Origin of the sequence: Salinivibrio proteolyticus, from assembly GCF_001996165.1 — a bacterium.
GTDB lineage: Bacteria > Pseudomonadota > Gammaproteobacteria > Enterobacterales > Vibrionaceae > Salinivibrio > Salinivibrio proteolyticus.
On sequence record NZ_MUFP01000007.1, the window covers coordinates 25,864 to 48,951 of the forward strand.

Here is a 23,088-nt window from a genome sequence, read left to right on the forward strand (position 1 = left end):
TCCAACTCAGATACACACGAGGGCGCCTCAAACCTCACCCATAAAAAAAGAGATGGCCTAAGCCATCTCTTTCATGGGTTAATCCCCGTCATCCTTACAGGAAGGATTGTCCATAGTCCATCGGCGACGTGCCAAAGTAAGTCGCCAGCGATTGGCCGATATCGGCAAAGGTTTCACGGCGACCTAATGATCCCGCAGGTACCTTGCTGCCATAAACCAGAGCAGGAATGTGCTCACGAGTATGGTCAGTGCCCGGCCAAGTCGGATCACAGCCGTGGTCGGCAGTGAGGATCAAGACATCATCTTCTTCCAGCATGGCCATGATTTCTGGCAAACGCGCATCGAAGTATTCCAAGGCCGCGGCGTAACCAGCCACATTGCGGCGGTGACCATAAGCAGAGTCAAAATCAACAAAGTTGGTAAAGACTAAGCTGTTATCACCCGCGTCTTTGATCGCGTCTTTGGTCGCGTCAAACAACGCTTCAAGGCCAGTCGCTTTGATCTTTTTGGTGATCCCGCAATGGGCGTAGATGTCGGCAATCTTACCAATCGAAATCACGTCACCGCCTTTCTCATCCACGATTTTTTGCAATACCGTGGCCGATGGTGGCTCAACTGACAAATCACGACGGTTACCCGTACGCTCAAATTGGCCTTTTCCTGGGCCCACAAATGGACGCGCAATCACACGACCAATGTTGTAGTCTTCCAGCTCTTCACGCACGATTTGGCACAGCTCGTATAGGTTCTCGAGGCCGTAGGTTTCCTCGTGGCATGCGATTTGGAATACAGAATCTGCAGAGGTGTAGAAAATCGGCTTACCGGTTTTCATGTGCTCTTCGCCCAAATCGTCCAGCACCTGAGTACCTGATGCATGACAGTTACCCAAATAGCCTGGCAGCTTGGCACGCTCGACAATACGATCCAGCAACGCTTGCGGGAAACTATTGGTCTGGTCAGTGAAGTAACCCCAGTCAAATAGTACGGGCACACCGGCAATTTCCCAGTGACCAGACGGGGTGTCTTTGCCAGATGACAACTCTTTCGCGTGCGCATAGGCACCGATGATCTCCGCGTTGGCATCTAGCCCTTCAGGGAAGTAGCCAGATGATTCCTCACATGCCTTACCCAGACCTAATTTAGTGAGGTTTGGCAATGATAGCGGGCCGCTGCGGTCGGCATTATCCGCTTCGCCTTTGGCACACGCTTGAGCAATGTGGCCCAAGGTATTAGCACCTTGGTCACCGAATTTAACTGCGTCTTCAGTGGCACCAATACCAAATGAATCTAAAACTAATATTATTGCGCGTTTCATGATCGCCTCCGTTAGACGTCTTCTAGGCTGATGCGACGGTAAACGTCTGGCGTCGCACTGGGCGCCGTATCAGCCACTTTCACTGCGGCTCGTACCGCATTCGCCGCTTGTTGCCATTGCTCTTCAGTTTGAGCATGGAGCATGGCGAGCGGAGTTTGCCCGTCCACGTGTTGCCCCAGACGAATCATTTCGTTCAGCCCAACGGCATAATCAATTTTATCGCTAGCAACCCGACGGCCGCCACCTATTTCTACCATAGCCATGCCCAATGCTCGGGTATCCATGGCACTGACAATACCTGAATCCGTCGCGTAGACTGGTTTAATGATAGCGGCGGCAGAAAGATAGCGCTCCGGCGACTCAACAAAGTCACGCGGACCACCCAGTCCAGCCACCATTTTGGCAAAGCACTCAGCCGCACGGCCACTGTCTAGTGCTTCATCAAGTTTCTGTTTTGCGCTGTTCACATCGGCTGCAAGCCCGCTAATCACCAGCATATCCGCACACAGTGCCATAGTGACATTGTACAAGCGTGGATTGCGGTATCGACCGGTCAGAAAATCAACCGCTTCTTTGACTTCTAGCGCATTGCCGGCAGAGGATGCCAACACTTGGTTCATGTCGGTTAACAAAGCGCTCGTTTTCGTACCTGCACCATTGGCAACCGCCACAATCGATTTAGCAAGCGCCTCGGAGTCTTCATACGTGGGCATAAATGCCCCCGACCCCACTTTGACATCCATCACCAATGCATCTAACCCTGCCGCCAGTTTTTTCGACAAGATAGACGCAGTGATCAGAGAAATGTTGTCCACGGTTGCCGTGACATCGCGAGTCGCATAAACGCGTTTATCCGCGGGCGCCAAAGACCCGGTTTGACCGATAATCGCAACGCCGGCATCGCGAGTAACATCACCAAACACTTGGTTACTCGGCATAATGTTATAGCCGGGAATCGATTCTAGTTTATCTAGCGTTCCCCCCGTGTGTCCTAAACCTCGGCCGGAAATCATGGGAACATAACCGCCACATGCTGCTACCATAGGGCCAAGCATTAATGAGGTCACATCACCGACACCACCGGTCGAATGTTTATCCACCACGGGACCATCAAAATTCATATGTGACCAATCGATGGTCATTCCCGAGTCGCGCATTGCACACGTCAGAGCAACACGCTCATCCATGGTCATGTCGTTGAAGTAAATCGCCATTGCAAAGGCAGCAATTTGCCCCTCTGAGACCGACTCGTCGGCCACCCCTTGAATAAAGGTATAGATTTCTTGTTTGCTTAACGCGATGTTGTCACGTTTCTTACGAATAATYTCCTGAGGTAAGATCATACATCCTCCTTACCGGCAAGACAGGGCAAGCAGTCACTTGCCCTACGAATCTCATCACTAAGGATTAGTAGCCGCCTTGCGCCGCTTTTTCACCCTCACCCAGCGTATGTAATAAGTTCGCTAACAAGCTTGAGGCGCCAAAGCGATAGTGGCGGCTGTCTGCCCAGCTCTCGCCCAAGATACGATCCGCCATCGCTAGGTATTGCTGCGCATCCTCAGCAGTGCGTACACCACCAGCTGGCTTAAAGCCCACTTTATCCGCGACACCTTTGTCTTTAATCACGTTCAGCATAATTTCTGCTGCTTCTGGCGTGGCATTTACCGCCACTTTACCGGTCGAGGTTTTTATAAAGTCAGCGCCCGCATCAATTGAGATTTCAGACGCACGCTTGATAAGCGCGTCTGTTTTCAGTTCACCGCTTTCGATGATGACTTTTAGCAGCGCTTGATCGCCACAGGCAGCTTTACATTGTTTGACCAGTTCAAAACCGATCTCTTCGTTCCCCGCCATCAATGCGCGATATGGGAAAACAACGTCAACTTCATCGGCGCCATAGGCCACGGCCGCCTTGGTTTCAGCCACGGCAATATCAATATCATCGTTGCCGTGAGGGAAGTTGGTGACGGTAGCGATACGCACCTCGGGGGTGCCTTGCTCACGCAGCGCTTTTTTTGCCACCGGAATGAAACGTGGATAGATGCAGATCGCAGCCGTGTTACCGACTGGTGATTTCGCGTTCTGACACAAAGCGATCACTTTTTCATCCGTGTCATCATCATTCAGTGTGGTCAGATCCATTAATTTCAGTGCGCGTAGGGCTGCGGTTTGTAATTCGTTCATGGGTATCTCCAGTCCTCATTCTTTTGCCAAACAGTTATGGGTTGGCCACTGTGTAAACAACCTATTAGCAGGTTGCCGTTCAGCGGACTTGGCTCCTTGAAGTTTGAGGCTGGACATCTCGCCGCCTTCAACCAACCATCCTTGTTGCCGCGTGCAAACGTGATGTGTTTGCGTGTTCCGCCGTTGGACGTTCTAGATTGGGGCTAGCCACACCTTGTTGCTAACCATAAGAGGAAAATAAGGGATTGTGGCACCCTCAAACTATGACGGTGTTCACTTATTTTACCAACGCCATCCAAGCAAAACTAGATTTTACCGTTTCTGTTGAAACACACACTGTTGCCCACCAGCACCAATCGCAAAGATGGTGAACATTTAGCCGATTAAGAAAAGAAACGCTCCACCACCCACTGGTAACCAATGCCTCCCAAATAGACACCGACAATCCCCATTATTCCTGATAAAACCGGTGGCGCGGGGATAGGGAGTTTAATCGCACTGAATAACACCCCGACCAAAAAACCCGCCACAAGCGCCAGTAAGACTTCCTGCATAGTATTACCTTATTTTATTGATAGATATCGCACTAACTAAGTATGGTCATCACCAATAAAAACGCCACACAGTCTCCTGTGTGGCGTTTTTGATGACACATGGTTGGGGGAAATTAACCCATCATGGTCAAGGTCAGGAACAGACCAGCAATGGTTGCAGACATTAGGTTAGATAGCGTACCTGCCGCTACGGCTTTCATACCAAAGCGTGCAATGTCTGGACGACGGTTTGGCGCAAGGCCACCCAGACCACCCAGCAGGATGGCTACCGATGACAAGTTTGCAAAGCCACACAATGCGAATGAAATGATCGCTTGTGTTTTCTGCGTCATCAGTGCACCTGTTTGCGCGACTAACTGACCGTTTTCACCTAGGTATTGGGTGAAGTTCAAGTAAGCGACGAATTCGTTCACAACCAGTTTCTGGCCGATGAAAGAACCGGCAACGATGGCTTCTTCCCATGGCACACCAATCAAGAAGGCAAGTGGAGCGAAGACATAACCTAGGATTAGCTCAAGCGTGATGTCTGGATAACCGAACCAGCCACCGATGCCGCCTAGCATGCCGTTAATCAGTGCAATCAAGCCGATAAATGCCAGTAGCATCGCGCCCACGTTTAGCGCCAGTTGCATACCTGATGATGCACCCGCTGCGGCCGCGTCAATCACGTTCGCTGGCTTATCAACACCTTCAGCAGTTGCATCTGCCATTTGCTCGACAGGCTCTTCCGTTTCAGGCTTGATGATTTTCGCAAACAGAAGACCACCCGGTGCCGCCATAAAGGATGCCGCGATGAGGTACTCAAGTGGCACGCCCATTGATGCATAACCGGCCAGCACACCACCAGCAACAGAGGCAAGACCACCACACATGACGGCGAACAGCTCAGATTGGGTCATACGCGGTACGAATGGACGAATCACCAATGGCGCTTCAGTTTGACCCACAAAGATGTTAGCGGTTGCTGACATGGACTCGGCACGTGATGTACCCAGTGCTTTTTGTAGGCCACCACCCAGTACGTTGATCACAACCTGCATGATACCTAGGTAGTAAAGTACGCTGATCAGTGATGAGAAGAAGACAATAACAGGCAGAACTTTTAGCGCGAAGACGAAACCGCCGCCGCCGAACAGTTCAAACATTTTGCCAGAAACCAGCCCACCGAAGATAAAGCTGATCCCTTCATCACCATAGGCGATGACGTTGGCAACGTATTGTGATGCACCGTACAAGATGTCACGACCCACGTCGACATACAGTACGAAGGCACCGAAAAAGAGTTGGATAGCGAATGCGCCACCCACGGTACGGAGGTTAATCGCTTTGCGGTTATCGGAGAGAAGGACTGCAATCCCCAGCAGCACCATCATCCCTACCACGCTCATCAGCAGGCTCATAGTTTTGGCATCCTCAAAAATAAAAATTGGCGTCTCGACAAAGTGGAATTTGGTTTCCGGGAGGGATTATACGCATGCAAGTCACATTAAAGTAATATTCCAATCACAGTTCGCTGTAAAACTATTCTGCAATGCATCAATAAGTATGACTTTGATCTACTTTTGTGAGCTTATACGAGTGCAAACGTTTGGCTTTAGACGATAGCGGCTTATTTAAGACCAAACAATCGCTCAGCATTGCCTGATGTTTCAGTCAATAGACGATCTTTATCACAGTCTTTTAACTCACAGAGTACGTCTGCCACCCGAGAAACCTGTGCTGGGGTATTGGCTTTTCCTTGAAATCCTGCCAAAGGCATATCCGGCGCATCGGTTTCTAGTAACAGGTGTGAAAGGGGTAAATGTTGAATCGCTTGACGGGTCTTATTGGCGCGCGGATAGGTAATGGTTCCGCCCACGCCCAACATCAAACCCGCATCGATAAACTGCTTGCCTTGCTGTGCGCTACCACTAAAGGCATGAAGCACGCCGCGAATCCCCGGATACGCTTTAATCACACGCAATAATTGGTTATGAGATTGGCGGCTGTGCAAAATAATGGGTAAGTCATAACGGCGAGCCAGCCATAACTGCCCTTCTAGCAAAGCGTGCTGGCGCTGCTTCATCTCAGCGGTATTCGCGACAAAATAGTCCAAGCCGGCTTCGCCAACCGCCACGCAAGATAGCGGCCGTGACACCAGCGCGTCTTCTAATGCGGCAAGGCTCGAGTCGGTGTGCGTGTCGACAAAACAAGGATGCAGCCCAAGCCCGGCATAGATGCCAGCAAAGCGCTCCGTCAACGCTAACACCGCCTGCCAGTTTTGTTCACTCACGCTGGGCACTATCATCCGCGTAACGCCCACCTCACGTGCTGCTTGCCAATATTGCGCGGGCGCTTGGTTAAACGGAGGAAAATCAAAATGGCAATGGGTATCAATCATGCTTGTCAGTGCGATTTATCTGAGTATGTGATTCGCGTTTCACCGGCACGCAACTGCGTCGGTTCTCAGGAGTGAGCCCCATGCGTTGGCACCATGCATCATAACGCGCTACCCACCTTTTGATTGCCAAAGCTATCTTCATCGCTGTTCTCTTGAGAGTAAAATGCCGTCCCTATACAGACGGCATTATAGAAGGTTTGCCCCTTATCCGCAGGGAGCCTCACCCGCAGGGAACGAGCCTGCTCCCCCGCATGAGTGCGATGCCTTTGGCATCAACCCGCTTACTTAGTGCTCACGCGTTGCCCGTAATTGAATGTCCGGGAAGCGCTCTTGGGTCAGGTTGAGGTTGACCATGGTCGGTGCGATATAGGTAAGATTGTCACCACCATCCAGCGCTAGGTTGGCTTGGTTTTTACGCTGGAAGTCGTCGAGTTTTTTCTCATCCTCACATTCGACCCAACGTGCCGTCGCCACGTTAATCGACTCATAAATCGCATCAACGTTGTATTCCGCTTTCAAGCGTGCCACCACCACATCAAACTGCAGCACACCAACCGCACCAACGATAAGATCATTCGATTGTAGCGGACGGAAGACCTGTACCGCACCTTCTTCCGATAGTTGGACCAGACCTTTAAGCAGCTGTTTTTGACGCAAAGGATCACGCAAGCGAATGCGGCGAAACAGTTCAGGCGCAAAGTTAGGGATCCCCGAAAACTTCAGATCTTCGCCTTGTGTAAAGGTGTCCCCAATCTGGATAGTGCCATGATTGTGCAAACCAATAATATCGCCGGCGTAAGCATCTTCGGCACGCGCACGATCACCCGCCATAAAGGTCACGGCGTCAGAGATATTAATCTGTTTGCCCAAGCGCACATGCTTTAACTTCATACCTTGCTGGTACTTACCGGATACCACTCGAACAAAGGCAATTCGGTCACGGTGACGGGGATCCATGTTGGCCTGAATCTTAAAGACGAAGCCGGTGAATTTTTCTTCATCGGCATTAACGACACGATCTGGCGTCGGACGAGAGAGTGGTTTCGGCGCCCAAGCCGTCAACCCATCCAACATATGATCGACACCAAAGTTACCCAATGCCGTACCAAAAAAGACCGGTGTTAAGTCGCCACTGAGAAACAGATCGCGATCAAATTCGTGCGACGCGCCCATGACCAGTTCGAGCTCATCACGCAAGTCTTGCGCAATATCTGCACCAATTGCCTCATCCAATTCAGGGTTATCCAACCCTTTAATGATGCGAGTTTCTTGAATGGTGTGACCTTGGCCAGACTGATACAAAATGCTTTCATCGCGATGAATGTGATACACCCCTTTAAACCCTTTACCACAACCAATTGGCCATGACACTGGCGCACAGGCAATATTGAGCTCACTTTCTACTTCATCCAGTAGCTCCATCGGATCGCGAATATCACGGTCCAATTTGTTCATAAAGGTAATGATCGGGGTATCGCGCAAACGCGTAACTTCCATCAACTTGCGAGTACGATCCTCAACACCTTTTGCTGCGTCAATCACCATCAAACAGGAGTCAACCGCGGTGAGGGTTCGATAGGTATCTTCCGAGAAATCCTCGTGCCCTGGGGTATCAAGCAGGTTGACCAAACAGTCATTGTACGGGAACTGCATCACCGACGTGGTCACGGAGATCCCCCGCTCTTTCTCCATATCCATCCAGTCAGATTTTGCATGGTGGTTAGAGCCGCGTCCTTTGACCGTCCCGGCGGTTTGGATCGCACGTCCGAATAGCAGGACTTTTTCAGTAATCGTGGTTTTACCCGCATCCGGGTGCGAGATAATCGCAAAGGTGCGTCGTTTATCAACTTCCTGTTGCAGCGGTGTATTAGACATAGCAAGTTATCTTCTTGATTTATTCAGGCGGCAATCAGGCGCCAACTGAGGGGGTTAATCACAAAGGGAACGTATTTTCGCTGATCTTGTAGCCAGCTTCAATTCACAAATCTGACTTGGCACTGTTATCTGTGTTCGTTAGGGTCAAGATTGCTTGCCAAACACATCACAAATGTTGCCAATTGCACGCAGCGTGGTGTCGTTATTGGTGAAGCACGTGTATAATTAGCGCCACTTTCAGTTGTGACACAGTCAACGAAGTCGACCATCCGGTCGCGGCTATTGACAACACATTGCACGTCCTCCTGCGGGACAAGCCCGCAGTGTGTTGCCATTAGTCGCGATGGTGAACAGCTGAAAGCTTACATTTAGCTCGATAAATCGGATGATTTATCTCCTCAGCAACAAGGAAACATTCTGTGAATCCAATCGTAAAAACATTCCAATACGGCAACCATACCGTGACGTTGGAAACCGGTGTGATGGCACGCCAAGCCACCGGTGCGGTAATGGCAAGCATGGACGATACCTCGGTATTCGTCTCTGTCGTCGGTAAAAAAGAAGCGGCAGAAGGCCAAGGCTTCTTCCCACTGACCGTGAACTACCAAGAGCGTACTTACGCAGCAGGTAAAATCCCAGGTGGTTTCTTCAAGCGTGAAGGTCGTCCTTCAGAGTCAGAAACCCTGACAGCACGTTTGATTGACCGCCCTATTCGTCCGCTTTTCCCTGACTCGTTCAAAAACGAAGTTCAAGTGATTGCGACCGTAGTATCGGTAAACCCAGCTGTTAGCCCAGATGTGGTTGCCATGCTAGGTACCTCTGCGGCACTAGCGATTTCTGGTATCCCATTCAATGGCCCAATCGGTGCGGCACGTGTTGGTTATATCAACGATGAGCTGGTATTGAACCCAAGCGAAGCAGAGCTGGACAACAGCCGTCTTGACCTTGTGGTAGCCGGTACTGAAGGCGCGGTGCTGATGGTTGAATCTGAAGCCGATCGCCTAAGCGAAGAACAAATGCTGCAAGCGGTGATGTTTGGTCATGACCAACAACAAGTCGCTATCAACGCTATCAAAGAGTTCGCCGCGGAAGTTGGCACCCCAGCGTGGGATTGGCAAGCACCAGAAGTGAATGCTGCCCTGCAAGCGCGTGTTGCAGAAATGGCGCAAGGCCCACTCGCACAAGCGTACCAAATCACTGAAAAAATGGCGCGTTATGAGCAAGTCGGTAACGTCAAGCAAGAGGTGGTTGCCGCTCTGCTTGAGCAAGACGAGACCCTCGACGAGCGTGAAATCCTCGATATGCTTGGCGACCTAGAGAAAAAAGTCGTGCGTAGCCGCATCATTGCTGGCGAGCCACGTATCGATGGCCGCGAAAAAGACATGGTTCGTGCGCTAGACGTACGTACCGGTGTGCTACCTCGCACACACGGCAGCGCGTTGTTTACGCGTGGTGAAACGCAGGCGCTGGTAACCGCAACACTGGGTACCCAACGTGATGCACAGATCATCGACTCAATCATGGGTGAGCGTCAGGACAGCTTCATGCTGCACTACAACTTCCCTCCATACTGTGTCGGTGAAACCGGTTTTGTCGGTTCACCAAAGCGTCGTGAAATCGGCCATGGCCGTCTTGCAAAACGTGGTATTGCTGCGGTAATGCCAAGCCAAGACGAATTCCCATACACCGTCCGTGTGGTCTCTGAGATCACTGAGTCAAACGGCTCATCGTCAATGGCGTCGGTATGTGGTACCTCTCTGGCACTGATGGACGCCGGTGTACCGGTGAAAAAATCAGTCGCGGGTATCGCGATGGGTCTGGTTAAAGAAGGGGACGATTTTGTCGTACTTTCTGACATCCTCGGTGATGAAGACCACCTTGGCGACATGGACTTTAAAGTCGCGGGTACCGATGACGGTGTGACTGCACTGCAGATGGACATCAAAATCGAAGGTATCACCAAAGAGATCATGCAAATCGCCCTGAACCAAGCAAAAGGTGCGCGTCTGCATATCTTGGATGTGATGGATCAAGCGATTGGTTCAGCACGTGATGATATCTCTGAGTTTGCTCCACGTATTCATACCATCAGCATCAACCCAGATAAGATCCGTGATGTGATCGGTAAAGGTGGCGCAGTGATCCGTCAGCTAACCGAAGAAACCGGCACCACAATCGAAATCGATGACGACGGTACGRTGAAAATTGCTGCAACTGACGGCGCGGCGGCACAAGATGCGATTTCTCGTATCGAAGCTTTAACCGCTGAAGTGGAAGTGGGCCGCATCTACACGGGTAAAGTCCAGCGTATCGTTGATTTCGGTGCGTTCGTGTCTGTGATCGGTGGTAAAGATGGTCTGGTACACATCTCACAAATTGCGGATCAGCGTGTTGAGAAAGTCTCTGACTTCCTCGAAATCGGCCAAGAAGTTGAAGTGAAAGTGCTAGAGATCGACCGCCAAGGTCGTATCCGTCTAAGCATGAAAGAAGCAGCTTCGGATAAGGCAGCCACTGACGCTGCACCTGCCGATGACGCACCTGCAACTGACGCTTAGAGTCTGATTGTAATTCATGCTATAAAGGGGGCCGTGGCCCCCTTTTTTTATATGGAGACGCACCGTCATGACCGTTTTTTTGAAGTCGCTGGTCATTGCAGGCCTTTTACTACTCACAGGCTGCACCAGTCAGTGGACTTTCCCGCCCATGGCCGTGCCATTGCAACCCACGTTGCAACAGGAAGTGCATCTTGCCCGTATTGACCAACTACTCGCTCGCGACGATCTGAGCGACGATGCGCGCGCCCAACTCCACTATGAGCGCGGTTTGCTGCACGACAGCCTCGGAATGCGCGATCTGGCACGGCTCGATTTTAATCAGTCACTCTCATTAAAGCCGGATCAACCCGATGTGTTTAATATTTTAGGCGTCTATTTCACCCAAACCGGTCACTACGATGCCGCATATGAAGCGTTTGACTCTACCTTAGAGCTAGATAACACACACACGTATGCCGAGCGTAATCGTGGTATCGCGCTTTACTATGGTGGACGCTACCGCCTCGCCTATCAGGATCTTCTCACCCATTACCAAGACGACGTGGACGATCCGTATCGTGTGATTTGGCTATACTTGGTGGAACGCGATTGGCAAGGCGATGACGCAGCCAAAACACATTTAGCCGAGCGGATAGAAAACAGCGACCAACTGGATTGGGGATGGCAACTGGCGTGGATGTTTTTGGGCAAGGTGAGCGAGCGGGAATTGCTGGAACAGTTGGCCACTCAGGCGAGCGATAACCAAGTGCTGGCGGAGCGTTTATGCGAGGCCTATTTTTATCTGGCCAAGCACTATCAACATCTTGGCAATCAAGACAAAGCGGTTGCACTGTATAAGTTGGCCATGTCTGGCAACGTGTATGCCTTTGTCGAACACCGCTATGCCCTACTGGAGCTCAATCGTATTGCCTATCACCAATCTCAGCAAAACGACGAATAGCGCAAACCAATAACCGCCTTGTAGAGGCGGTTATTGAATCTGATTAGTCTGTCGGGGCTGGCACTGTCTGGGGTGGCTGCTTACGGGGCTTACTTTTTTGTAATAGCTTTTCAAATTCTCGCCGCGGCATGGGCGAGTGAAAAAAATATCCCTGAATGGTGTCACAGTTTAAATTGGTCAGCACCGACGCTTGCTGGCGCGTTTCTACCCCTTCTGCTACCACCGTCATCGCCATGGCCCGCCCAAGGTTGATAATGCTTTCCACCAAGGTCACTTGCTTACTCAACGCATCCATATCGTGAATAAACGCGCGATCGATTTTCAATTCATCCAGCGGAAAACGCGCTAAGTAGGATAACGAGGAATATCCGGTTCCGAAATCATCGATAGACAAAGCAAAACCCAGCTCTTTGATTGCATTGAGCATTTGCATGGCATGGGTATCGTCGTTCATCACCGCACTTTCTGTAAGCTCAAACGTGATATCTTCGGGATTTGCGCCGGTTGCGCGCAGCAGCTTTTCCATATGCTCGGTCAGTTTAGGATTACGAAACTGCTCCGGAGAAAGGTTGATAGCGACGCGGCCGGGCAAAACATCATGAAGACGCCAACGACGCACATTTTGAAACACCTCTCGCATTACATTGCGGCCCAGTTGCTCAATCAAGCCACACCGCTCTGCGACCGGAATAAATCGCGCAGGACTGATATATCCTTCGACTGGATGCTTCCAACGCACCAGGGCTTCCGCCCCGTTGACGCGGTAATCGCTCGCGTTGACTTTTGGCTGATACCACACCTCTAGACCATTATTTTGTAATGCTTTTTGCAGTTCAATCTCAAGCCAAAGCCGCATCCGAGCTTCTTTGCTCATTTGGTCGTCATAGGCGACTACGCGGTTTCGGCCGCGCTCTTTCGCCTCATACATGGCAGTATCGGCATTTTGCAGTAAACTGCGTGCATCTTTGCCATCTTCTGGATAGCGCACCAACCCGACAGAACATGCCAAGTACTTACTAAAATGGTGCAGCTCAAACGGCTGACTGATCACAGAGACCACTTTTTCCGCCAGCTGATCAGGCGCATCATCGGTCGCCGGTTTTGGCAGAATAATTGCAAATTCGTCGCCCCCCAGATGACCCACAATGGTGTCTGGTGACAGTAAACGACGTAAGCGTTGGGCGATATCTTGTAATACCCGATCGCCAATATGGTGACCTAATGAGTCATTGATATTTTTAAAGTTATCTACGTCAAGGTACAGCATGGCTAACGGTGTATCGCTGGCTATCAAACTATCCAACTCACGACTAAAGCCATGACGGTTATACAACCCAGTTAACGCATCCGTGTACGCCGAATGGCTCATCGCCGCTGGCTGAGGCTCAGCCACGACAGCCTGTGCATGCAAACGCACCATATGCGCGTTTTTACCTAAGATGTGAATAGGTGCACAAGACACCTCGATGGATGCACCCGTGTTGGCAAGCACACACGAGGTGCTTTGATTGCCAGCAGGCTGTGAAAGCATGGCGACGAGAGATTGATTAGAATCTGCGGGACGCAGGAAGGTCGATAGCGACTCGCCCAATAAGGCGTCTGTGCTGTCAACACCGAGGCGTTCCACTGCCATGGGATTTGCAGAAAGGATCAGCTCATCTTCTACCAAACAGCAGCCGTCATCAATCAATTCACTCAAGCGGTAAAATTTTTCTTCGGCTTCTTCAAGCGCACTCGCAAGCACCTGCCGCTCTGATGTGTCAGCAGCATGAATGACTACATAAGGCAGCCCTTTACTGTCTCGATGCTCATTAAGCGGGGCGACACTAAAATGAAAGCTGGTACTGTGATAGCCATCAGACACCACCACTTCTCCTTCAGTGCTTTTCCCTCGCCGCGCTGACTCGTAATGCGGCTTTACAGCAGCATAAAACTGTTCCCCGAGCGTTTGCCGGTCGTTCGCCCCCGCCAAGGCATCCAATGAGACCCCTGTTAAATCCGCATATCGCTGATTGGCATAGAGGTAACAATCGTCACTATCGAGAATGGCAAAAAGAAACGGACTGCTGTCGGTTAAGCGGTAAAACCAATCGGTTAACTGCGAAATTGGCATGGATGGCTCACATCTTCCTCGGTACAGGTGCCGACCAACGTGTCGTGGCGAAAATTCGTCTCACATGTTAGACACTTTTTATTAGCTTGTCAGTAGCACTCTATGTGGAGCTGCTGTAGCGTTCAAGCTTTTAACACTATATACCGCACATCAATCTGTAAAAATAGATAAGGTGCTCAAAATCAGTCATTGGTGTTGAGTTTGCAGCGAAAGTGCGCAATTTATTGCTTAACGATACAGACTCTGAGCGTCGATATACTGAAACCTTGTTCGTACAGTGCTTGCACCGGATCGGGAATCCGTTATCCTGACCGCATCATTTGTCATCTAGGCCTTTCGCTATGTTAATCCGCTCAGAAGCGCCCGCCGATCTGGTTCGCCTCGATCAATGGTGGCGAGATACACTCGCTAACCCTCAGCAAGCTGATCAGTTGCAACAATGGCGAGAGCAAGGGCTGATCACGCTGTCATTGGTCGCCACGGATGATATGGGTAGCACGCTGGGACACATTGCCGTCGTGGATGCACAATCCGAGGATAATGCGCAACTTATCGCGGTTTGGTTTAGCCCCGACCCTGAATTGATTGCTCCCCTTTTGGATGAGGCAGAATCCGTCTTGTTTGAACTTGGCTATTGTCAGCTTAAAATTGCGCCGAGCCCTCAAGCGGCAAATGCCGAATTTGCGCCGATTTCGACCGACAAGCATTGGTGGTACAAGCAACTCGCTGCCGCCACCGTTTAACGAGCACTCGATATGCTGACCGACATACAACGTTTACAAGCCATGGGTTTATCCGTCTGGCAACTCCGCCATCCTGAGCTTTACGGCCGTGAACAGGAAGTTATCCAACTTCCCGAAAACTGCCAGCTATTGCTGGTTTGCGACGATCCTCTCAGCGAGCAAGATGCGTGGCTATTGGGCAATATCTTAAAAAGCATGAAGCTTGAGGCTGATATGGCGAGGCAACTGCCACACGCTGCACTCGCAGCACTCGGCGATCACCACTTGGTCTGGTGTTGGTATATTGGCGAGCCGGAAGTCGTGATTGACGGTGTGCACACACTCCGCTCTCTCCCCTTGGCACAGATGCATGATAACCCTGCGGCAAAACGCGATTTATGGCGGCAGATCTGCCAGTATGACTGATTACACGCTTCAGCCCATCGACGATAAGCACCTGAGCGATATCGTACGTATTGAACAATCCGTGCATATCGCACCTTGGTCCAAGACACAGCTTACACCGGCTCAGGGACGCTTCGATCACCACTATGCGTTAGTCAGCCAAGAGGATCAGATCATCGGTTACTTTTACACGCGTTGCGTCGCTGGCGAAGCAGAGCTTTTAAATATTGCCGTTGACCGCCCTTTTCAAGGTAAAGGCATCGGTCATCAGCTGCTCATCTTGCTAAAAAAGACACTCGTTGCTGCAGGCGCGAACACCTTGTGGTTGGAAGTGCGACAAAGTAACCGTGGCGCACGGGCGCTGTATCAAAAACAGGGCTTTGAGCTGATAAGCCGCCGAGCAGGCTATTACCCCTGCCCAGATGGCACCACGGAAGACGCACTTATTATGCGCGCTCAGCTTGGCAATGACGCTGACTGAGAAAGATTGTCCAGTTGAACCGGTGGTAATATATAGCCTTGGTAACCATGGCAGCCCAATTGATGAAAATATTGGTGCTGGTCAGATTGCTCAATGCCCGTGGCAATGACGCGTATCTCTTGCGCCGCGGCAATATTGATCAGCATACGGATAAAGACATCATCAACATCACTCGACGGCTGTCCAAAGCCAATGTCGAGTTTGACATAATCGGGCTCAATATCGTGGATATAATTCACGTTGTCCATATCACGGCCAAAATGGTCAATCCCCACTTCAAACCCATGCTCTCGGATCATCTTAAACAGGGTTTGGCATGCCGCAATGTCAACCTGCACCGCTTCCTCTGCAACTTCGAACGCAAGGTTATCTGACAAGTAGGTTTTTAATAAGTAGTTGGCTAACCAGTCATAGAACGCGGTGCTTCTCACACTCTCTACCGTCAAGTTAATGGCAAGTTTGTCCGACTCTGGATGTGCTTTAATATACTGATCGGCGCGTGTCAGCACATGACGGTCAAACTCTTCACCCAGCGCGTACATTTCAATACGATTGAGCAGCTGCCCAGCAGACAACCAAGCCTCATCCACCCACAAATGGGCATAGACCTCTTGGTGCCAGTTAGTTTGATTATCACGATGTCTCACTGGCTGAGCATAAAGGGTGAGCGGATTTTTATTGAGGGCATCAAGCAAAATATTGCGCCACTGTTCACGGGTTCGACTATCGGCATTCGCATGGCTAGGCCAATGGTAAACCTCACTGCGTCGCTTCGCTTGCTGCAAGGCGTTATCCGCTTTGGCCAATAACGAGGCCGCATCATCGTCTTGGGTTTTCGCCACACCAATATGGAAACCTTGATTAGCGGGCAAGGAAATGTTTTCCAGCTCTTGGTTTATCATACGCAGTAAGCGCTGTAGATAAGGACGAATATCCCCCTCATCAATACTGGTCAGGAGAATGGCAACTTCATTGTGGCTTAGACGAGCAACCAGTTTGTGTCGCTCAGCTAACTCGCCGTGACTCAAGGCTTCACCCAGCAACCGCCAGCATTGATCCCGATATTGATAACCATAACGCGCGCGCAGGCGGGATAACCATTCGGTCTCAATTAATAATAAGGTGCAGTTTACATCGTCTTTAATAAAACTTTGCAACTGATGTTGGAAGTAGCCTCGATTCGGTAAACGAGAGACGGGATCGATCATCAATTTATCGCGTAAACGCGATAGCTCTTCTTGCTGACTTTTGTGGACCCGAGCTACCTGCTGACCCGCGAGGTTAAATGCCTGCAACAAGGCTTGCAGATCCTTAACGCGCGTTCTCGACTTAGCGGGTTGATAATCACCTCGCCCTAACGCGTTTAAGCGCGTGTCCAGCTCAGCCAAAGGAATAGTCACGCGCCGAAACATAAAGGATGCGGCAAAAGGGATCACCGCACACATGGCCGCTAGCAGCGTCACCAGTTGCGACATGCGATTCCAAAGCGCCTCAACGGCAGGGAGTGGGCTGACCTCCACCGTGACCCTGGCCAATTGGGTCCAGCCATTACTGACTGATACCGTTTTCGACGCTGACTCAATGCCAGATAAATGCACAAACCAACTAGGCGTTGCGATCGCTCTTGCATCCGCCTGCCAAAGCTGTCGTTGACCAGAAAGCATCGGCATCACCGATACCGACTTAACTTGGGGAGCCGCCATAAAATGTGCAACGAGCTGATTGAGCCGCTCGTTGTCGCTTTGCTCAATAATAGGTGGCAATGCCTCGGCTATCGCTGCACTGAGTAAACTGACTTGTTGTTGTTGTTCACTTTTCAGTTGGGTTATGCCGAGCTGAAAAGCGACCGCCGCCGTCGCTAACGCAGTTAGCAAAGCGGCGGCGACAACAAACAGGACAACACGTTGATGTAATGTCATGCTTTCTCTTTTAGATCATTCTCTAAGGCGTCTGCTCTGAAGAATAAATTGTCCAGCGCATATGGGTTGAGCCATGCTCACCAGTTACATGAGCAATCACTCTTCTGTTCACTTCATTAGCGTAGTCGTTTTCTTGGTCAATCAACGGACGCGACTCACCATAGCCGATAGCCTCAATACGCGCAGCAGGAATCGCAAACTGTCGCGTCAATACGTCCGCAATAGCTTGGGCGCGACGTTGTGAGAGTGCGAGATTGTACTCTGCCGACCCGGCTTTACTGGCATGCCCCTCAATCACCACCTGAGTATTCGGGTAGCGCTGCATAAAGTCAGCCAAGGTTTGAATATCGGTATATTGTGAGACATCCACATCAGCGGAATCGGTATCAAAGTGCACGTTTAACTCAAACGACTCACTGGTTTGCAATTGCTCAGGACAGCCGTTGTTGTCAACCAGAGCACCGTTTAGCGTTTGCTCGCACTGCTCACGGGCAGAAATCACACCATCGTAGTCTGCATCGCTCAAATCTTGGCTTTGCGCAATGGTAGTTGGCATAGTATCCACCGCTTGCGGTGCACAGCCGGCAAGAAGCATGACGGCAAATCCCGCGATATAAAACTGTTTCATTGGCTGTCCTCCTGCTTCAGTGAAGCAGTATTCCAAATAGCAGGGGTATCAACACGCAATGACGCTAAAAGACGACCGGTTGCATTTAAAATTCGGTATTGCGCGTAAAGCTCATCCGCCTCTTTGCTCAAGTATTCACGACGTGCCTCAAAAAGCTCGTTCTGAGAGTCCAATACATCCAACAATGTTCGCGCATTTAAGCGAAATTCCTCACGATAGGCATCGCGGGTATCCGTGGCCGCTTCAACATGTTGGCGCATAAAGTCACGCTGCTGCTCAAGGTACGTACGCGCGTTCCAAGCAAGGGTTGCCCCTTCAATCACATCCCGATGCGTCATTTCATTAATCTCTCGCGCTTCAATGGTTTGATACGCCGTTTGCCGTTCGCGCGCACGGTCCGCCCCCCCATTAAACAGGTTATAGCGCATGCGTAGCATTGCTTGGACGTTATTGTTCTCTGGGCCAACGTCAGGCGGGCCCGCCCCATCTTCCCCACCGACGTTTTCGTTCCAATTTGCCGCCACTTCAACATTTAAAGTCGGCAAATACGCAGCGCGCGAACCATCTCGCGCGGCATTGGCCGCCGCAATATCGGATTGCGCAGCATGAATACGTGGATGCTGTTCGAGGGCAATATCCAGCATGGCTTCAAGCGTGCGCGGCAGCAACTCAGCATCAGGCATCGGCAGGCGCAATGCTTCAGGTGACTCGCCAACCATTTTGGTAAAGCGACTTTGTGCATCGGCAAGATTGTTACGTGCTGACATCAGGTTTGCATTGGCTCTCGCTAAACGCCCAGTGACTTGAGAGAGATCACTGGCTTTGGCAAACCCACCCGCGTTGCTCTCCGCAATCGCATCATAGATTTCTTGGTGGTTTTGTAAGTTCTTCTCTGCCAAGGTCACCACTTGCTCTGCAATCAACACATCAAGGTAAACGCGAGAGACCTCTAAGGCTTTATCCTCGGCAGTAGCGACCATTGCCCACTGCTCCGCCGTCGCTTCGTTTTGGGTGCGATCGACTTCGTTTTGGGTACGAAAACCGTCAAATAGCATTTGCTGAAGAGAGACACCCAGCTCACGACGCGTTAGGTCCACTTCATCATCGGTGGTGGTATCACGCCGTGTCGCGGGAGAGTCGGTACGCTCCCAACCGATCCCCGCCGTCGCATCGAGCTTGGGATAATAACCGGCTTTCGCTTGATCAATGGCTTGCTCACTGGCTTTATAGCGGGCAAACGCTTGGCGGATCTGAGGATGTGATTCGAGCGACTGGGCGACCGCTTGCTCCAGTGTCTGTGATAAAACAGCAGGCGAACTTAGCCCTAACATCAAGGCTATGGCAGTCACACGCTTTTTAAATACCACGTGTGGTAAGTGCAGCATGTTGTTTCTCCTATTTTTTATTAGCGCTCGCGGAGCGCATTTTCTTTTGCTCGCAGTATCGGGTTAAGTAAATACTCAATCACCGTCCGCTTGCCGGTTATAATATCCACTGACGTTAACATGCCTGGTATGATGGGCATTGGGGTCCCATCTTTCTTAGTGAGATGAGAAGAATCTGTGCGTATTCTCACTAAGTAAAAACTGTTGCCTTCTTCATCTTGCGTTGTGTCGGCGCTAATGTGCTCGACAGTCCCGTCCAATCCGCCGTAACGGGTAAAGTCATAGGCTGTGACTTTCACGACAGCGGGTAAGCCGGGATGTAAAAAGGCGATATCTTTTGGCAAGATTTTCACCTCAACCAGTAATTGGTCTTCGGTAGGGACAATTTCAATCACGTCTTCACCGGGTTGCACCACACCACCGAGGGTATTGATATGTACCGTCTTTACCGTACCGTTCACCGGTGAGGTGATCACCGCTTTATCCACTTTGTCTTGCGCACCAACGGTCGCTTCCGTCAACCGAGACAGCCGTGCTTCCATCTCGCTCAGCTTGCCACGTGTTTCACTGATAAACTGAAGCGCTGCTTCTCGTCGTTTTAGTATTGCCTCATCCAACGCTGCTTTGATTTTAGGTCGGGACAGCTTCAGGTTTGTTAACTCACCTTCCATATCATTGATCTGTCGCTGGAGTTTGAGAAGTTCCACTTCTGAGACAATGCGCTTTTCGACCAGTGGGCGTGTGATATTGATCTCACGTTGCATGATTGTCATGCTGTTATTGAGTGTTTTTATCTTCGAGGCGACTTCTTGAAGCTCTTGGCCTTTTTGGACAATCTGACGCGCTTGTATCTCTAGCTGATTACTCAAGCTATCTAACCGACTGCGATATTCAGACTTTTGGCGAGCCACCAAATTGGGTTTTCGGCTGGTGAGAGTATCGGGGAAAGTGATCGTTCTGGGTTCAATCACAATTTGCTGCTGCCAAGGCTGGCTAGCGGGCAATAGCGATACGCTATCGAGTTCGTGATACATCCGAGTCACCGCGGCACGAAGGCTATCCACTTCTTGCTCTTGTTGGGCAAGATCAGAGCGGAATCGAGTATCATCAATCCGCGCCAACGGCATGCCCTTCTCGACGAGCTGGCCTTCATCAACGAACATGGCCTGAAGGATCCCTCCATCCAAGCTTTGAATCAGCTGAACATGAGACGACGGGATCACTTTACCACTGCCACGAGTAACGCGATCCAGCTCAGCAAAAGACGCCCAAACGATAAAACTCGCGACCAACAGGAGTGCTCCCCATACCACCGCGCGATAACGCAATGGTGCATCAGTCATCATCGCCCCATAGACATCATCGATCATATCTAGATCTGTATGACGGTCTTTTTTAATTAACCGCTTGATCATGATGCATTTCCTTTATTGAGCTTACTGAGCACCTGATCTCTGGGTCCATCCATGACCACGCGCCCTTTATCCATCACAATCACACGCTTAGCCAGTTTGAGCAGCGCCATATTATGCGTCACCATGATCAGTGTTCGCCCACGCGCCGCCACTTGCATGGCTTTAATGAACTGGTTTTCAGCATGGGCATCTAGGCTTGCGGTCGGCTCATCCATGATCAACATCGGTGGCTCATTGAGCAGCGCTCTTGCTAAGGAGACCGCTTGGCGTTGACCTCGGGACAGCCGCTCGCCTCGCTCACCCACTTGTTTGTCTAGCCCTTCATGATCTTGGGCGGTAAATAGGCTCACACCAGAAAGCTGCACGGCACGCATCAACTGGTGTTCCGTCACTTGCCGCGTACCAAACATAATGTTTTCACGGATAGTGCCATGAAACAGAGCCACATCCTGTGCGAGATACCCGACGTTTCGACGTAGATCAGCGGGGTGTATTTGCCGGCTATCGACCCCGTCAAAGCGCAAACTCCCTTGCTGCGGCTGAAATAGGCCAGCTAATAGTTTGAGTAAGGTTGTTTTCCCTGAGCCGTTTTTACCCAAAATCGCGATCACTTCCCCAGGTTGAATACGGAAGTTTAATGGATAGAGTGCTGGACGTTCTGATTCGGGATAATTAAACGCCAAGTTGTCAGCACTGACCTCACCTTTTAAGCGTTTGCGGCTGACTAAATGGCCCTTTTCTGCAAACTCATCTTCTTGCTCCATCATGGCATTAAGCTGACGAAGCGAGGAACTGGTTTGATTCCAGCGACTGAGCAGGCTCGCCATCTGTGCCATCGGCGACACAGCTCGGCTTGAAAGCATCACCGCGGCAATAATTCCGCCCATGGAAATATCACCATCAGCGACACGATACACCCCTAAAATCACCACCGCGATAGCCATCATTTGGGTCACAAATGTCGCGGTATAAGAGATGTTGTTGGTGATTTGTTTAACTTTAAAATTCCAGTTGGCCGTGTGTGCAGTCATTTGTTGCCAGCTGCGCTGCACAATACCTTCAGCAACATTGGACTTGATCCCCTCTAGCGCCGAGAGGCTCTCAATTAAATGTCCGTGTCGCTCTGATGCATACTTGTTGCTCTCTTCGATGGCCGCTTTTAGTTTGGGCTGAACCGAAATGGTGTAAGCCAATATGATAAAGCCTGCAAGCACCGGCACTATCGCTAAATCCCCTGCAACGAGATAAATCACCGTAATAAAAAATACCGCAAAGGGAAGATCGACAAGCGTGGTTATCGTGGCTGAGGTCAACATATCCCGCACAGCATCAAACTCACCGAGCTGTTTTGCGGTTGCTCCCACACTGGCTCCTCGATTGACCAAAGGGGTTCCCATCAGCCGCGCAAATAAACGAGATGACACAATGATATCGACTTTTTTCCCCGCAACATCAATCATGTAAGAGCGAAGTTTTCGCATTAAAAAGTCAAAACAATACGCTAGCGTCGCACCGCTTGCCAGCACCCACAGAGACTCAAACGCAAGGTTAGGAACCACTTTGTCATAGACATTCATGACAAATAAAGGAGAGACAAGCGCAAAAAGGTTTACCAAGATGGAGGCTAGTAACGCATCTCGATAGATAGGTGCCGCGTCTTTTACCGTCTGCCAAAACCAATGGATCTTGGTGTCGTGCAAATGCAGATCCACAGACTGATCACCGCGATACTGACGTTTAATCAGAAAACAGTAACCAACGTACATGGCCTCAAGCGCCTCAAGCGCAATGGTCTCTTCGCCTGCATTTTCAGGTAGTTGAATAAGTGCCGTGCCCGCATCACTATCTATTTCACGCAATACACAGGCTTTTTGGTCAGAGAGCAACAGGACACAGGGCAACAATAGAGCGCCGACATTATCCAGATTACGTCGAGACAACCGAGCAGCCAGACCCGCTCGACCCGCGGCTTGTGGAAACATGTCTGGGGTAAGCAAGGCATTGGTCATCGGTAAGCCTGCGACTAACGCATCACCAGAGCAAGGGGTGCCATAGTGCTCAGTCAATAACACTAAGCAATCAAGCAAAGGATCGTCTGTGGGTTGCTCACCGGGCGCAATTCGCCATTGTGAAGTTTGACTATTGTTAGAAGGGTCAGTCACTTACGTCTCTCTTTTGACCGAAAATGAGCAGGCAGCGACATGATAGCCGCTGCCT

At 50.6% G+C, this 23,088-nt stretch carries 18 protein-coding genes; 5 read left to right on the plus strand and 13 right to left on the minus strand.

Annotated elements, in window-relative coordinates; all coding sequences use genetic code 11:
* Positions 1-94: 94 nt before the first annotated feature.
* The 7 genes from BZJ19_RS07000 to prfC form a co-directional block, all read right to left on the minus strand.
* Positions 95-1,315 (minus strand): phosphopentomutase, encoded by a 1,221-nt coding sequence (locus tag BZJ19_RS07000; protein WP_077675084.1) that lies wholly within the window; start codon positions 1,313-1,315, stop codon positions 95-97.
* An 11-nt stretch (positions 1,316-1,326) separates the two neighbouring features.
* Complete coding sequence (deoA, locus tag BZJ19_RS07005; protein WP_077675085.1) at positions 1,327-2,658, minus strand: thymidine phosphorylase; 1,332 nt, start codon at positions 2,656-2,658, stop codon at positions 1,327-1,329.
* Positions 2,659-2,722: 64 nt separating this feature from the next.
* Entirely contained in the window at positions 2,723-3,499 is a 777-nt protein-coding gene (gene deoC / locus BZJ19_RS07010; RefSeq protein ID WP_069589160.1) for a deoxyribose-phosphate aldolase, read from the minus strand.
* Between the two features lie 383 nt (positions 3,500-3,882).
* Complete coding sequence (locus BZJ19_RS07015) at positions 3,883-4,053, minus strand: XapX domain-containing protein (RefSeq protein ID WP_077640220.1); 171 nt, start codon at positions 4,051-4,053, stop codon at positions 3,883-3,885.
* Positions 4,054-4,166: 113 nt separating this feature from the next.
* On the minus strand, positions 4,167-5,453 hold the full coding sequence (locus BZJ19_RS07020) for a NupC/NupG family nucleoside CNT transporter (RefSeq protein WP_069589158.1): 1,287 nt from the start codon (positions 5,451-5,453) through the stop codon (positions 4,167-4,169).
* A 209-nt stretch (positions 5,454-5,662) separates the two neighbouring features.
* A complete protein-coding gene (locus tag BZJ19_RS07025; protein WP_077675086.1) occupies positions 5,663-6,433 on the minus strand; it encodes a TatD family hydrolase in 771 nt (256 codons plus the stop codon).
* Between the two features lie 285 nt (positions 6,434-6,718).
* The gene (prfC, locus tag BZJ19_RS07030) at positions 6,719-8,308 is read right to left on the minus strand and encodes a peptide chain release factor 3 (RefSeq protein WP_077663311.1); all 1,590 of its coding nucleotides are present in this window, start codon (positions 8,306-8,308) and stop codon (positions 6,719-6,721) included.
* 419 nt (positions 8,309-8,727) lie between these two features.
* On the opposite strand from prfC, the gene pnp reads away from it, so the two are divergent.
* Together pnp and nlpI are read left to right on the plus strand one after the other, a co-directional pair.
* On the plus strand, positions 8,728-10,863 hold the full coding sequence (gene pnp / locus BZJ19_RS07035) for a polyribonucleotide nucleotidyltransferase (protein ID WP_077675087.1): 2,136 nt from the start codon (positions 8,728-8,730) through the stop codon (positions 10,861-10,863).
* A gap of 67 nt (positions 10,864-10,930) precedes the next feature.
* On the plus strand, positions 10,931-11,803 hold the full coding sequence (gene nlpI, locus BZJ19_RS07040; RefSeq protein WP_077675088.1) for a lipoprotein NlpI: 873 nt from the start codon (positions 10,931-10,933) through the stop codon (positions 11,801-11,803).
* A gap of 43 nt (positions 11,804-11,846) precedes the next feature.
* Here the strand turns inward: nlpI and BZJ19_RS07045 are convergent, their stop codons facing one another.
* A complete protein-coding gene (locus BZJ19_RS07045; RefSeq protein ID WP_077675089.1) occupies positions 11,847-13,916 on the minus strand; it encodes a putative bifunctional diguanylate cyclase/phosphodiesterase in 2,070 nt (689 codons plus the stop codon).
* 341 nt (positions 13,917-14,257) lie between these two features.
* Here BZJ19_RS07045 and BZJ19_RS07050 point away from each other — a divergent pair, with 341 nt between their 5' ends.
* From BZJ19_RS07050 to rimI, 3 genes are read left to right on the plus strand one after another with little or no spacing between them, the layout of a single operon-like run.
* The gene (locus tag BZJ19_RS07050) at positions 14,258-14,659 is read left to right on the plus strand and encodes a hypothetical protein (RefSeq protein WP_077640226.1); all 402 of its coding nucleotides are present in this window, start codon (positions 14,258-14,260) and stop codon (positions 14,657-14,659) included.
* A gap of 12 nt (positions 14,660-14,671) precedes the next feature.
* Positions 14,672-15,064 carry a DNA polymerase III subunit psi gene (locus BZJ19_RS07055; protein WP_077675090.1) on the plus strand — a complete coding sequence of 131 codons (393 nt, stop codon included), beginning with the start codon at positions 14,672-14,674 and terminating at the stop codon, positions 15,062-15,064.
* Positions 15,057-15,524, plus strand: a complete 468-nt coding sequence (gene rimI, locus BZJ19_RS07060; protein WP_157891166.1) for a ribosomal protein S18-alanine N-acetyltransferase — start codon at positions 15,057-15,059, stop codon at positions 15,522-15,524. The genes BZJ19_RS07055 and rimI overlap by 8 nt, the downstream gene beginning before the upstream one ends.
* Here rimI and BZJ19_RS07065 read toward each other — a convergent pair.
* The 5 genes from BZJ19_RS07065 to BZJ19_RS07085 are packed head-to-tail and all read right to left on the minus strand — an operon-like array spanning position 15,500 to position 23,033.
* Positions 15,500-17,443 carry a bifunctional diguanylate cyclase/phosphodiesterase gene (locus BZJ19_RS07065; protein WP_077675092.1) on the minus strand — a complete coding sequence of 648 codons (1,944 nt, stop codon included), beginning with the start codon at positions 17,441-17,443 and terminating at the stop codon, positions 15,500-15,502. The two genes, rimI and BZJ19_RS07065, sit on opposite strands and share 25 nt — an antisense overlap.
* Positions 17,444-17,465: 22 nt before the next feature.
* The gene (locus BZJ19_RS07070; RefSeq protein ID WP_077675093.1) at positions 17,466-18,071 is read right to left on the minus strand and encodes an OmpA family protein; all 606 of its coding nucleotides are present in this window, start codon (positions 18,069-18,071) and stop codon (positions 17,466-17,468) included.
* Complete coding sequence (locus BZJ19_RS07075) at positions 18,068-19,456, minus strand: TolC family outer membrane protein (RefSeq protein WP_077675094.1); 1,389 nt, start codon at positions 19,454-19,456, stop codon at positions 18,068-18,070. The genes BZJ19_RS07070 and BZJ19_RS07075 overlap by 4 nt, the downstream gene beginning before the upstream one ends.
* A 20-nt stretch (positions 19,457-19,476) precedes the next feature.
* Complete coding sequence (locus BZJ19_RS07080) at positions 19,477-20,868, minus strand: HlyD family type I secretion periplasmic adaptor subunit (protein ID WP_198536707.1); 1,392 nt, start codon at positions 20,866-20,868, stop codon at positions 19,477-19,479.
* Positions 20,868-23,033 (minus strand): type I secretion system permease/ATPase, encoded by a 2,166-nt coding sequence (locus BZJ19_RS07085; RefSeq protein WP_077675095.1) that lies wholly within the window; start codon positions 23,031-23,033, stop codon positions 20,868-20,870. The genes BZJ19_RS07080 and BZJ19_RS07085 overlap by 1 nt, the downstream gene beginning before the upstream one ends.
* Between the last annotated feature and the right edge of the window lie 55 nt (positions 23,034-23,088).